At 49.2% G+C, this 13,292-nt stretch carries 12 protein-coding genes; 3 read left to right on the plus strand and 9 right to left on the minus strand.

Annotated features, from left to right (window positions below; genetic code table 11):
• Positions 1-9: 9 nt before the first annotated feature.
• From AB3N00_RS19305 to cymR, 3 genes are all read right to left on the minus strand, one after another.
• The gene (locus tag AB3N00_RS19305) at positions 10-531 is read right to left on the minus strand and encodes a PRC-barrel domain-containing protein (RefSeq protein ID WP_175397188.1); all 522 of its coding nucleotides are present in this window, start codon (positions 529-531) and stop codon (positions 10-12) included.
• A gap of 165 nt (positions 532-696) precedes the next feature.
• On the minus strand, positions 697-1,848 hold the full coding sequence (locus tag AB3N00_RS19310) for a cysteine desulfurase family protein (RefSeq protein WP_413036016.1): 1,152 nt from the start codon (positions 1,846-1,848) through the stop codon (positions 697-699).
• 127 nt (positions 1,849-1,975) lie between these two features.
• The gene (cymR, locus tag AB3N00_RS19315) at positions 1,976-2,395 is read right to left on the minus strand and encodes a cysteine metabolism transcriptional regulator CymR (RefSeq protein WP_076287765.1); all 420 of its coding nucleotides are present in this window, start codon (positions 2,393-2,395) and stop codon (positions 1,976-1,978) included.
• A gap of 316 nt (positions 2,396-2,711) precedes the next feature.
• Between cymR and mnmA the strand changes: the two genes are divergently transcribed.
• Positions 2,712-3,836, plus strand: a complete 1,125-nt coding sequence (gene mnmA, locus AB3N00_RS19320; RefSeq protein WP_413036017.1) for a tRNA 2-thiouridine(34) synthase MnmA — start codon at positions 2,712-2,714, stop codon at positions 3,834-3,836.
• Between the two features lie 130 nt (positions 3,837-3,966).
• On the opposite strand, the gene crcB is transcribed toward mnmA, so the two are convergent.
• The 4 genes from crcB to AB3N00_RS19340 are packed head-to-tail and all read right to left on the minus strand — an operon-like array spanning position 3,967 to position 6,995.
• On the minus strand, positions 3,967-4,326 hold the full coding sequence (gene crcB, locus AB3N00_RS19325) for a fluoride efflux transporter CrcB (protein ID WP_413036018.1): 360 nt from the start codon (positions 4,324-4,326) through the stop codon (positions 3,967-3,969).
• Positions 4,323-4,724, minus strand: coding sequence for a FluC/FEX family fluoride channel (locus AB3N00_RS19330; RefSeq protein ID WP_413036019.1), 402 nt, complete (start codon positions 4,722-4,724; stop codon positions 4,323-4,325). Before AB3N00_RS19330 ends, crcB begins: the two co-directional genes overlap by 4 nt.
• Positions 4,725-4,752: 28 nt before the next feature.
• A complete protein-coding gene (locus AB3N00_RS19335; protein ID WP_413036020.1) occupies positions 4,753-6,060 on the minus strand; it encodes a replication-associated recombination protein A in 1,308 nt (435 codons plus the stop codon).
• Positions 6,061-6,107: 47 nt separating this feature from the next.
• Positions 6,108-6,995 carry a LysR family transcriptional regulator gene (locus AB3N00_RS19340; RefSeq protein ID WP_413036021.1) on the minus strand — a complete coding sequence of 296 codons (888 nt, stop codon included), beginning with the start codon at positions 6,993-6,995 and terminating at the stop codon, positions 6,108-6,110.
• 136 nt (positions 6,996-7,131) lie between these two features.
• Here AB3N00_RS19340 and AB3N00_RS19345 point away from each other — a divergent pair, with 136 nt between their 5' ends.
• Together AB3N00_RS19345 and AB3N00_RS19350 are read left to right on the plus strand one after the other, a co-directional pair.
• Positions 7,132-7,875 (plus strand): SDR family NAD(P)-dependent oxidoreductase, encoded by a 744-nt coding sequence (locus tag AB3N00_RS19345; RefSeq protein ID WP_413036022.1) that lies wholly within the window; start codon positions 7,132-7,134, stop codon positions 7,873-7,875.
• A gap of 32 nt (positions 7,876-7,907) precedes the next feature.
• On the plus strand, positions 7,908-8,813 hold the full coding sequence (locus AB3N00_RS19350; RefSeq protein ID WP_413036023.1) for a DMT family transporter: 906 nt from the start codon (positions 7,908-7,910) through the stop codon (positions 8,811-8,813).
• 283 nt (positions 8,814-9,096) lie between these two features.
• On the opposite strand, the gene AB3N00_RS19355 is transcribed toward AB3N00_RS19350, so the two are convergent.
• The gene (locus tag AB3N00_RS19355; RefSeq protein WP_413036024.1) at positions 9,097-11,283 is read right to left on the minus strand and encodes a HelD family protein; all 2,187 of its coding nucleotides are present in this window, start codon (positions 11,281-11,283) and stop codon (positions 9,097-9,099) included.
• Positions 11,284-11,456: 173 nt separating this feature from the next.
• Entirely contained in the window at positions 11,457-13,250 is a 1,794-nt protein-coding gene (locus AB3N00_RS19360) for an ABC transporter ATP-binding protein (RefSeq protein WP_413036025.1), read from the minus strand.
• Positions 13,251-13,292: the final 42 nt, after the last annotated feature.

The raw sequence follows: 13,292 nt of genomic DNA on the forward strand, positions 1-13,292 counted from the left end.
TACATTCACCTATCCATTAACAGAATGAATGGCATTTTCCAAGCGCTGTTCACTCAGTGGAGGCACCATAATGGCACTTTCCCCGATAGACATATCGCTTGTACATGGCAGCCATTTACGGCCCTCAATCAGATCGGACACGAAACCGTCCGTAATTTCAATCCCTATTATTGTATTTCCCAACTCTTGGTCAAAATAAACATCAGAGACTCGTCCAAGCAGCAAACCTTCTTCGGTCAGCACGGACATCTCTTTCAATTTAGACTGCCCAAGAAGATACGTGTGTTTTATGTCGTCGGCTCCCGTCTTGCGGACAGCCTGTTGATTACGGATCATGACGGCATCTTCGCCGTAGGCAACAATGTCTTGCCACTGCACGATTTTGACATGACTGGTAAACAGGCCTTTGTTCTCAAGTTCAATGCCTTCAATTTTCCAATCGTCACTTACAATGAAATCCTGGATTTTACCGACCTGTTTTCCGTCCTCGACATCAAAAACGGCTAGTCCGATCATTTCCTGAAGCTTCATCGCAGGGTCCTCCTCATCTTCTTATCATTAAATAGGCGCGGCGCTATTGCTAGGTATGCCCAAAGTTGATGAGTGGCAATCAGACGCCGATCATCAAAACCGCTTCTATCTAACCGATGAAATGGAACTTCTCCCCTCCTTATGTTCCATGTGCAAAAGAGCCCCTTAGGGTCTATTACGCAAGCGCTCAAGAATGGTTCCAATTTTTTCGGCGGTTTTCATGATTTCTTCCGTAGTATTACCCAATCCCCAGCTAAAACGAATCGCAGAATGCAAAAATGCCTCCGGCAGCTTCATTGCTTTCAGTACATGAGAGACTTCAAGGGAACCTGAAGTACATGCAGAACCACTCGCAACCGCGATGCCTTCCATATCCAGGTTCATTAACATCGTTTCTGTGGACACTTCGGGAAAACTGATATTCAGAATGTTGGGCAATGTAAATTCCGGGTGACCGTTCACATGAAAATGCTCTGTACCCACGTGGATTTTCAGCTGTTCCAACAAAAGGTGCCGTAATTTCAGATCATGCTGACGATGCGTTTCGGCCTGCTCTGTTGCGATTTTGAGTGCCTCTGCAAATCCGGCAATCCCCGCTATATTTTCCGTACCTGCACGCCGCTGACGCTCTTGCAGTCCTCCATGGGATCTCGCTTCCAGAACAATTCCCCGACGTACATAAAGTGCACCTACACCTTGCGGCCCATTAATTTTATGCGCAGAGAAACTGATCAGGTCAACCGGTAGATCTTGACAGGAGATGTTTTGGGTGCCCAGCGCCTGTACCGCATCGGTATGGAATAAAATCTGATGCTGCCGTGCCAGTTCGCCTATTTCGCGGATCGGCTGAATCGTTCCTACCTCATTATTGGCAAACATCATCGTAATGAGTACTGTATCCGGGCGAATAGCCTCTCGCAGTTCATCCATGCTTACTCTCCCGTGCTTATCTACTGGCAGATAGGTTACTTCACAACCTTGACGCTCAAGCTCCTGACAGCTGTGCAGAACGGCATGATGTTCGATCGCCGTTGTAATAATATGTCTTCCCTGTTCTTTTCTCGCCGATACCGCACCAAAAATCGCCAGATTATCACTTTCCGTGCCGCCACCCGTAAATACGAGCTCATCCGGAAAACAACCCAAAGAAGCTGCAATGCTGTCCCTTGCTCCGCTAACCGTCCGTTTGGCTTCCCGACCAAAAGCATGAATGCTTGAAGCGTTGCCATACTGCCCTGTCATGACTTTCATCATCGCTTCAGCCACCTGTGGATGCATGGGTGTTGATGCAGCGTGGTCCAAATAAATTCTGTTCATGTTATTCACCCCGTTATATGTTGGAATTCTATCGCGTTCATTTGGTGCAAAATGTAGCTCTTGCATGGCTAAAGCCCCCAAAATGGGGGCTTTAGTGTGTCAGCTGTGATGTTTAATATCAACCTTACTAGATATAGAACATGTAACTGTCTTTTTGTTCCTGATCCTGGAACGTAATCAGGTCTTTCAGCGTGGTGGAATCCAGTACTTCTGCAATGCTGTCCCGAATGCGCAGCCACAGATCGCGTTTGGCAGGATCATCTTCTTCGGTGAAGTCCACTGGAGAGATTGGCCCCTCCAGGACACGAATCACGTCACCTGCAGTCACTGTCGCAGGATCTCCTGCCAAAATGTAACCGCCGTAGGCGCCCCGGATGCTCTTAACGAGTCCGGCATTGCGCAATGGAGCGATCAGCTGCTCCAGATAATGTTCCGAGAGCTGGTTGCGCTCGGCAATACTTTTAAGTGATGTGGGGCCTTCGCCTGTTCTTGCGGCCAGCTCCATCATGATAGTTAGCCCGTAACGGCCTTTTGTCGATATTTTCAAAGGAGTCACCTCTTTCAATTTTCAGAAAAACAATTACAATATTATATTGGTGTGGTTCAAGACAGTCTTTTTCATGATCCCACTGCGGGATACGAAAAATACAGATCTCAAGGCTTCTAATCCTCCGTATTCCGATCATAACCCTCAGCTAATGTTAACATATCTGCAGGCTTTATGGAAAAGAAAGATTGACGATATTCAAAATTGTGCGCCTGGAGTGGACACTATCCAAAAAAGGCCGGGTGTATCGTAACTTGAGTCCGGTTATGCTAAAATAGAAACGAAACACATTTATATATAGAAAATGGTGATAACGATGTCCAAAACAATTGAGAATACTCGGGTCGTCGTTGGCATGTCCGGAGGTGTCGATTCTTCCGTTACCGCATTGCTGCTGAAGGAGCAGCGATACGATGTCATCGGCATTTTCATGAAAAACTGGGATGACACGGACGAGTTCGGCCACTGTACCGCTGAAGAAGATTCAGAGGACGTTCGCCGGGTTTGTGAACAGATCGGCATTCCTTACTACACTGTCAACTTCGAGAAAGAGTACTTTGATAAAGTATTTACCTATTTCCTTGATGAATATAAGTCAGGTCGGACACCGAATCCGGATGTCATGTGCAACCGCGAGATCAAATTCGGTGAATTCCTGAACAAGGCACTTGATCTGGGTGCAGACTATGTTGCCACAGGCCACTATGCTCGCCTCGTCGAAGAAGACGGCACGTTTAAACTGCTGCGAGGGGTAGACAGCAACAAAGACCAGACTTACTTCCTTAATGCACTCAATCAGAACCAGTTGTCCAAAGCCATGTTCCCCATCGGTCATCTTCCTAAACCTGAGGTGCGGAAAATTGCTGAAGCGGCAGGCTTGTACACGGCGAAGAAAAAAGACAGCACAGGTGTCTGCTTTATCGGTGAGCGTAATTTCAAAGAGTTCCTAAGCAACTATCTGCCTGCCAAAGGTGGAGACATGGTTGATATTGTAACGGGTGAAGTAAAAGGCCGTCATGACGGACTGATGTACTACACCCTCGGACAGCGCCAAGGTCTCGGTATTGGCGGTTCCGGCAATGGTGAACCATGGTTCGTGGCAGACAAGGATCTCGAGAAAAACCAACTGCTTGTTGTTCAAGGCGATGCACACGCGAGCTTGTACTCGACAGGTTTGACGGCTACTGGCGTAAACTGGATCGCTGGCGCTGATCATGTGCCTAACGAACCCTTCCGCTGTACCGCCAAATTCCGTTACCGTCAGCCGGATCAAGGCGTCACACTGACTTGGCAGAAAGACGGAAGCGTGGATGTACAGTTCGATCAACAACAAAAAGCCATTACACCAGGACAAGCGGTTGTATTTTATGATGGCGATGTTTGCCTAGGCGGCGGAACCATTGATCAGGTTCAAAAAGTACCTGTCCCGGCGATGCAATAATCGAGGAACACCCCATTATGTATAGAATTCGGAATACCCTGTATTCCCATCATAAAAGCCATCTTTCATGTATACCATGAAGGATGGCTTATTTCCTGCTTTTTCCTGCAAAAAGAATAAAAATTTTCGGTTATGCAGTTAACCACACGCCTGCGTATGAGGCAGCAACACCCAGTAAAACTGAACTGATTACATAAAATACAGCCGATGGATAACGTTTCATGATCATCAGGTTAACTGTTTCATACCCGAAGGTCGAAAAGGTGGTATATGCTCCGCAAAATCCGGTGCCCCACACAACCCAGAGTCCGTCCGAGATCATCTCCGATTGATGCCATCCATATAACAAGCCGAGCAGCAGAGAGCCGCTGATGTTAATGATCCATGTCCCCCATGGAAAAGCCACCCCGAGGTTTCCTGAAATCCACCGCCCCAGACTGTAACGAAGTATGGCTCCTAACGTGCCTGCCAGTCCGATCCAAATGATCATGTTGCAGCGCCATCCTGCGCCGATTTACCCCGCATAAGCTGCCCGAGCCTGATTCCCAAAGCACAGAGCAGCAAGCCTGCGAGCAAACTTGCCATCATATATATGGAGGCCTTCATCCACATGCTGCCATCAGATAAACGGACGATATCCAGCGTAAACGTGGAAAATGTGGTAAATGCGCCTGTAAATCCGGTGCCAATTGCAAGGCGAAGTTGTGGTGTTATTTTGTCTGGGACGGCAATGGTAAAGAACCAACCCAAAAACAGGCTGCCAAGGGCATTAATCAGCAGCACTGCCCAAGGAAAGCCTACATTGGCAGCGGGTATCCCTAACTGTATGACATATCGAGTCAACGTGCCCAAAAACCCGCCAGCACCTACATATAGAATCTCTTTCATGTTGTACGCATCTCCCGGGTCATTAACATTACAACTCTCTTCGCCGCTGTTGGTTCAGCCTGATTTTCGACTCGTTGCCCTGCTCCGTTGCTTCATAGAATACTCTCCGTGAGAGCTGCTTGGGCAGGTACTCCTGTTTCACATAGTGGCCTGGGTAGTTATGCGGATATTGATAACCTTCATGTCCCAGCTTCGCAGCACCTGAATAATGCGTGTCCCTTAAATGGAGCGGAACCTCAGCCGACTTCACCTCATCGATCGCATTCATCGCCTTCGATATGGCAGTGTATACTGCATTCGACTTCGGACTCTCTACTGCGAACAAAATCGCCTGCGCAATATTCAGCTTCGCTTCCGGCCATCCGTTGTTACGGTATGCGTCCAGTGCACCAATAGCCTGAGTCATCGCTTGTGGGTTCGCCAGCCCGATGTCCTCACTGCTCGCAGCAATCAGACGACGAATAAACGTCATCGGATCCATGCCAAGCTTCTCTACTGCATACAAAAACCAGAACAATGCAGCATCACTGGAACCGCGAATGCTCTTGTGAAAAGCAGACAGCACATCATATTGGGTGGACTCATCTGCCTTGACAATCGGACGTCGGATCGACTCCTCCGCAACGGCGAGTGTAATATGAATGGATCCATCCTTTTCGGGCGGTGTGGTTAATGCAGCGAGTTCTAGAGCATTCAGGGCACGCCGAATATCCCCATTAGCCATCGTGGCAATGTGACCCAGAGCTTCATCGTCTGCCTGCAATTCCATGAATCCGAGCCCTTTATCCGAATCAGCCAGCGCTCGACGCATAGCAATAAGTGAATGCTCCTTGTTCAGCGATTCGAGCTGAAAGAGGGTGGAGCGGCTCATCAAGGCCCCATTCACATAGTGAAAAGGATTCTCTGTCGTAGCACCAATAAATATAATGGTGCCCTTCTCCACAGCCGGCAGCAATGCATCCTGGCGGGAGCTGTTGAAGCGATGTACCTCATCAAGGAACAGTATTGTTTTGGTTCCGTACAGCTGCTTGTTGGTCTGCGCCTGCTCAATGACCTCACGCACATCCTTCACAGAGGCATCCACCGCGTTTAGACGAACAAACTGTCCCTGTGTATGCTGGGAGATGATATGGGCAAGCGTTGTTTTGCCACAGCCGGGAGGACCGTAGAGCAGAATGGACGAAATTTGGTCTGCTTCAATCGCGCGCCGCAGCAGCTTCCCGGGTCCAATAATATGTTCTTGTCCAATATATTCATCAAGATGCTCTGGTCGCATGCGATCAGCAAGCAGTCTTGCCTGGGGCTTTGAATCCTGTTGAAACGAAAATAAATCCATTGCTCATCACTTCCTTAACGGATTACCTATACTAAAATCCTGCTTAACTAAACGTCTGAATAATCTGCACTCTCTATCATATCATATTCCTGCGGCAGCATAGCCATAAATGCGCCAAGCGCACTGCTGACAAACGCATCCTTGCGTGTAATAAAACGAGTCATCATGCGGCTCATGCCGGTGGGAAGCGAATGCTTGCGCAGGATGCCACTTTCGATCTGCTGCCGAATCACAATCTCTGGTAACAGCGAGATTCCCATCCCTGATGCCACTCCACTAATGATTGCTTCCAAAGTACCAAATTCCATAATCACCGGACGGTTCACCCCACAGGAGAGCAGCCATTCCTCTAACGTTTGGCGGTAGGAACACCCCATGCTGTAGACAAGGATTGGCTTACGTGTAAGTTCTTCCGCCGGCCCCACACCCGACGAGACCACAAACAGTTCTTCATCGAATACATCAATGGACTCGATTTCGGGATGATCACAGGAACAACCAATAAACGCCCCTTCCAATTCATACCCGATAACTTGATCAATAAGCATTTGCGAATTGCCAGTAGCCAGTGACAAAGAGACGTCCGGATACTGTTTATAATATCTGGAGAAAAGTTCAGGCAGTCGTACCGCAGCCGCCGTCTGTGTAGATCCTATTCGTAATGGACCAGATGGCGTGCTTGTTGCCCGAAGCGCCTTGGACGCATCATTCAGCAAACCAATAATTTTATCCGCATAGGCCAGCAGCATCTCTCCGGCTGGAGATAACGTCATCCCACGGTTGTGACGGATGAACAACGTTGTACCCACTTCGGCTTCCAGATGCCTGATTCGTGCCGTTACGTTGGATTGAACATAGCCCAGCTTAGAAGCAGCTTTGGTCAGATTCCCTTCCTGTGCAACACATTGAAATATTTTAAGATCCCCGCTCTCCATGGTCCCTCCGTTCTGACATCATTCAAAATGATATCCAGTTCATTAACAATCATTATACTTCATGCGTAAACCGGACTACAATTCATGTAGATCCCCAACCAGTCATCTGACTGGATGATGATAAGGAGTGTTCAGCATGACATACTGGAAAAACAGAGTAGCTTTAATCACAGGTGGTGGAACAGGCATAGGCCGTGCTGTCAGCCTATTGTTGGCCGGGCGTGGAGCATTGGTTGCTGTCAATTACTCCCGCTCACAGGATGCAGCAGAAGAGACGGTTCAACACATTTTGGATGAAGGAGGGCAGGCATTTGCCGTTCAGGCCAATGTTGCTGATGACATGGCCGTCCGGCGGATGGTCACTACAGTAACCGAAACCTATGGCCCCATAACTGCCCTTGTTAACAATGCCGGAATTACTCGTCATATCCCCTTGCACGATCTGGAAGCCGTTACGGATGACGTCTGGAATGAATTGTATGATGTGAATGTGAAAGGCATGTTTTATTGCGCTCGTGCAGTGACGGAAGGAATGCAGCAGGCAGGCGGTGGCTCCATTGTAAACCTGGGCAGTATTGCCGGCAGTACGGGTTCCGGCTCCTCCCTCCCTTACGCAGTCTCCAAAGCCGCAGTTCACGGACTGACCTTATCTCTTGCCCACGCGCTCTCACCGCTCATTCGGGTAAATGCCATCGTCCCTGGCGCCGTTGCAACACGTTGGTGGGCCGGAAACGAGGAGCGAATGAATCGTCTCGGTGGTTCGTTGTTATTACAGAGAATTTCCTCGCCTGAGGATATTGCCCACATGATATGTGCTGCGCTTGAACAGCCATCCATGACCGGACAACTTATTACCGTAGATGGCGGCCAGACCCTATGAACTCCAGTCATGAAAAAGATATACCCACAACTATGAAACCATTGAAATACACACTAGGGATCATTTTGACGACGTTGATCATGGGGACTTCTTTTCCGGTTGGCAAGATAGGCATGTTGTATGCTCCACCTTTCCTGCTCATGGGGGTACGTTATGTACTGGCAGGTGGCTTGATGGCCTTGATTCTCCGTAAACGTCCTTTACCCACCGGATGGCACGCATGGTTGAAAATAATCGTAATTGGCCTGTTCCAATCCGCAGGAGTGATGGGCTGCGCCTACTACAGCATGAACTGGATTACATCCGGGGAATCTGCCATTATTACGTTTACCAATCCGTTGTTAGTCATTATCATCAGCGCTCTCCTGTACGGCTTAACCTATCGTTTCAGTCAATGGATGGGTGTCATTCTCGGTTTCGCAGGTATCATGTTAACCTTTGGTTGGCATATGAGCTTTAGCCCCGGAACCTGGATTGGATTTGGCGGTGCAGTCTCTTTCACCGTATCCACGCTGCTCATAAAACGCTGGGGCGATCGTTACGATACTTTTGTGCTTACTGCCTACCAGATGCTGGCCGGAGGTACGACGCTGCTTCTGCTGAGCGCATGCACTGAACAGCCTCACTTTATGATGAACACCACCTCGGTTGTGGTGCTGCTCTGGTTAACGCTTTTTTGCTCCATCATCCAGTTCTCACTCTGGTTTTATTTACTGCAACACAGTGATCCGGCCCAAACCAGTTCCTATCTATTCCTTGCACCATTCTTCGGTGTATTGTCGAGCTGGATTCTGCTGGGAGAGCAGATACAGTGGGTCGTTGGGGCAGGTGGTTTACTTATTGGTGTCGGCATTTTCCTGGTCAACCGTCGTGCATCCAAAATGACAAAAGAAGACTGTCAATCAGAACTCTCCCGTCGTTCTTCGCCGGCAAGTTAAACAGCTATTCCCTATCAATGTTTGATCAAAGGCTCGCTTCACTTATTCGCGAAACTGCGCCTGTATTACACAGACTTATACAAACGAGCATTTTGCATAAATCCCATAAGCGACTTCCAATCTTCAATATATAGATCGAAATGGTCCTATTGTCTATATATTGTACCCCGGAGCGAGTGAAATCGAATTATGCAAAATGCTGAAACAAAAAAGGCATACGCTCATGGGATTTGCCCATTAACGTCATGCCTTTTATTGTTATATTTCAAAAGCTTCGCTTACTTCACTTTGTGTCACTGTCTGGCCAGCCCTGAATCGTTACAGGCTCGCCTTCCGGATTGTGTGTTGCAGCCGCATAGGACGGCAGTTCACCTTCATGGAACAGCCACAATTCGTGCAATGCCCGTGTACAGCCAACGTACAGCAACTTGGCATCACCCGCATTAGACAGATAATGCTGCTCATCCGCATCTGCCACAATAACAGCATCAAACTCCAAACCTTTGGACAGGTAGACAGGCAAAACGGAATGGCCGCCGGTGTACTGCTTTTTCCCGCCATCGATCAGGTTCAGGTCCCAGCCCTCAGACAGAAGTTCACGGTGAAGCTCAACCGCTTCACGCAGGGTACGCGTCAGAATGGACACCGTGCGATAATCTTTGACCGTTAGCAGCTTCAGTGCACGCTCAAGGCTCTTTGTTCTCCCTTCACCCTCGTAGGCTAACGTTCGAACCGGATCACCGCTCCGGAAAACAGGAATGGCCGTAATTCCGCTTTTGACACCCCGTTCCAGAATCGTATTCGCGTAATCGATAATTTCCATTGTGGAACGATAACTCCGGGTCAAGGCGAAGTAGGCATTCTGCTCTTCCGGAAACAAGGAACTCATTTCTTCCCAAGCATGGACACCACGATACTCATGAATGCCTTGGGACAAGTCACCCAGTATGGTAAAGGAATGTCCTTTGACGAACAGATCCAGCAGAGCCACATGTAAAGGTGAGAAATCCTGTGCTTCATCAATCACGACATGATCAAATCGCTCCGAACCTTCAATATCATGAATAAGCGTATGAATATACACCAGAGCAGGCAGATCCTCTTCACGAATGAGATCCTGCTTCAGATCTGCTGCCGTCTGCTTCATGACGCCTTTGGGAATAAGACTGCTCAGCGATGCCGGCACTGAACCACCCTTGATGGCTTTGAACAGCTGTTTGTACAGCGTAAGCGGTTCATATTGCGGCCATTTTTTCGCATAGGCTTTTTCACGGGTTGCCGCTTTCTTTTTGCGTTCCTTGCGAACGGCTTCGGGAGAAGGCTTCTTGAGCTCCATCTCAATCCAGCGATGGATCCGCGCCATTACCCGCTCTTTCCGTTTCGCCAGCGGATAGTGCTTATATTCTTCGCTGAACCAGCTTTCAATCTCTGCCTTGCTGAGCACGGCCCCGTCCCACGGACTGAAGTCCAGATCGGGCACCGATTCCTCTTCCATGCCTGACAGCCATTCCCGAATGAGTTCCATAAAGCGGATTGAACCCTTATAGCGTCCAGGCACATCATCGTTCAACTCAGGACGGGCCTCCGGCGTTTCAAACCAGGTATTCAGTGTCTCCGACGTGTCTGCCAGAGGCATATCCAGCCCCAGCAGGTTCATGGCCCAATCCGGGAATGTCCGCTGCTGAATATCCCCTACCCCCAGTTCAGGGAGCACATCTGAGATGTAATCGAGGAACATGTGGTTGGGGGCGAAGATAACCATTTTTTCCGCCGACACCTGCTCCTTGTACTGATACAGCAAAAATGCGAGCCGATGCAGGGCAACCGTTGTTTTTCCCGAACCTGCCACACCCTGAATGATCAATGCGGTGTTTCTCGCCGCACGAATGATCTGATCCTGTTCTGCCTGAATGGTGGATACGATGTCACGAAGCTTGTTATCCTTGTTCTCTCCCAGCCGATAGACGAGAAACTCATCCGATACCGCTGGCTGGTCACTATCCCGGTTATATGTATCTGCAACACGCTCCAATATCCGCTGCCGGATGACAACGTTGCGTTTCAGATAGACCAGGCCTTCAATCAGCCCTTCCGGTGCTTCGTAGGTTGCGGAGGCTTCCCCTCCTGTAAATGAGTAAAACAGGCTCGCGACAGGAGCGCGCCAGTCGATGACGAGCGGATGCTCTCCCACCTCTTCGCGGTCTACGCCGACTTTGCCAATGTACAGCGGCTTCCGTGCCCCGCTGCCCTGTTCTTCGAAATCCAAGCGTCCGAAATAGGGTTGCTGCGCGCTCTTGGACAAGGCGGTTCGGCGCTCTTCGCGTCCGGCTTCCAGCACTTGTTCTGTGAAATCGTGGCCGGTATACACCGGAATGCTCTGCAGCCGTTCCAGCTGACGATCCACTTCCTCCATCGTTCGCTCTAACCTGTACTCTTCTTCTTGATAGGCACTTTGAAAGCTGTCTGACATGTTTCAGTTACCTCCTAAGAATATGTTTTTTTGTATAGCCAATCTGACGACACAAAAGGATACCCACTATATCATATTGAAGTGCAAAAAGCTACAGCTAACAGGATGAGAAAACGAAAGAAACCGCTGTTCCCGTCCCTTGAAGACGAAAGAACAACGGTTATGCTTTCTAATCAATCCAACTTGGATTCGGGCTTCCCATTCTGTGCAACAAACTGCTTTTGAGCCAGTTCACGGTATACCGGATGCGTGCTGATCAGCTCCGCATGTGTTCCTGTCCCGGTTACGTGGCCCTGCTCCAATACCACAATCTGATCCGAATCCACGACGGTGGACAAACGGTGTGCAATCACAACGGTTGTTCGTCCTTCCATCAGATTGGACAGAGCCTGTTGAACTTCATGCTCCGAAGTACTGTCCAGACTCGAGGTAGCTTCATCCAGCATCAAAATATCCGGGCTGCGCAGCAGTGCACGGGCAATGGCGATACGCTGACGCTGACCACCAGATAGCTTGATTCCGCGTTCCCCCACCTCGGTCTCATAACCCTGTGGCAGCTTATCAATAAATGCAGAAGAATACGCCATGTCTGCCGCATGCCGGATCTCGTCCATACTTGCCTCTCGGCCCAGACCATACGTAATGTTGTCCTTGATTGTACCTGCCATTAGCGGACTCTCCTGTGACACATATCCGATCTTGCTGCGCCAGGAAGCGAGTGAATAATCCGTTATCGCTTGACCTCCATACGTAATGGTACCGGAACCGGGAAGGTAGAACTGCTCGAGCAGTGAGAAAAGTGTTGATTTCCCGCTGCCGCTCGGACCGACAATCGCCGTCACTTTTCGTGCCGGAACGGTCAGATTAATGCCGTGCAGCACTTCTTCCCCTGTGACATAGGAAAAATGCAGGTTGTTGAATGCAATTGTCTCATTGCCCTTTGGAGCAGACGTTGTACTTTGGCGAGGTTCTTCCTCATGGGCAAGGATAGCCTGAATGCGCTCGGTTGCACCGACAACTTTTTGCAAACGGGAATATAGCGTCGTGAATTGCCCCATCGGCATAATGACCTGGAACAGCAGCAGGATAAAGGCCACAAGTTCCCCTGGAGAGAGCATTCCTGAAGCTACCCGCATCCCGCCAACCCCCAGAATAACAACCAATACTGCCGTCATGACAAAGGTAAACAGCGGCCCGATTAACGCCAAAATTTTTGCTTCCTGCAAACCAAAAGCAAACATCTTGCTAATCCGGGAATGTCCCGCTTCCGCTTCCTGCTGTTCGGTGCCATACGCTTTTACCAATCGAATCTCGCTAATGACTTGGCTCAGCACCGAGGTAAGACCTGCCATCTCATCCTGCTGCTTTTTGGAGATGTTGTACATTTTCCGTCCAACCGGCAGCAGAATAAGCAGCGTCAGTGGCACCAGGCTCAGAATAATGAGCGACATGACCCAATCCAGGTAAAATAGCAGTGCTACCCCGCCCACGACCGCAACGATATTGGATACAAACGAAACGAGATAATCCGCAATCAGTGTCATAATCTGGCTTGTATCATTCGTGATCCGGCTCATCGTGTCACCTGTGCGGTTTCGGTCAAAATATGGCATCGGCAGGGACAGCACTTTGTTCCACAGCTTGGTTCGCAGGGTTGCAACCACCCGTTGTCCTGCATAGTTCAACATATAGATGCTGATGCCTGAAGCAATTGCCTGAATGACAAATGCTCCGAGCAGCAGAAAAATGACTGATTTATTGAGTGCAGACATCGTCAGTCCATCAATCAGACCTTTGGTCATCAGCGGAACGATTAATCCGGCAGTTGTCTGAATGAGTGTCAGAATCAAAGCAACAATCAAAATGAGTTTGGGAGGTTGTGTTGAGGCGATCAGCTTCACAAAATCCTTAAATCCCTTTTTCCCTACCTTCGGTTCAACTGCTTCCGTCTGTTCTTGCTCTTCCATCCCTGTTCCTCCCGTTCTCCCCATGTTAACCCGAGATCATAC

It is taken from the genome of Paenibacillus xylanilyticus (assembly GCF_047246825.1).
In the GTDB taxonomy this organism is placed as follows: domain Bacteria; phylum Bacillota; class Bacilli; order Paenibacillales; family Paenibacillaceae; genus Paenibacillus; species Paenibacillus xylanilyticus_B.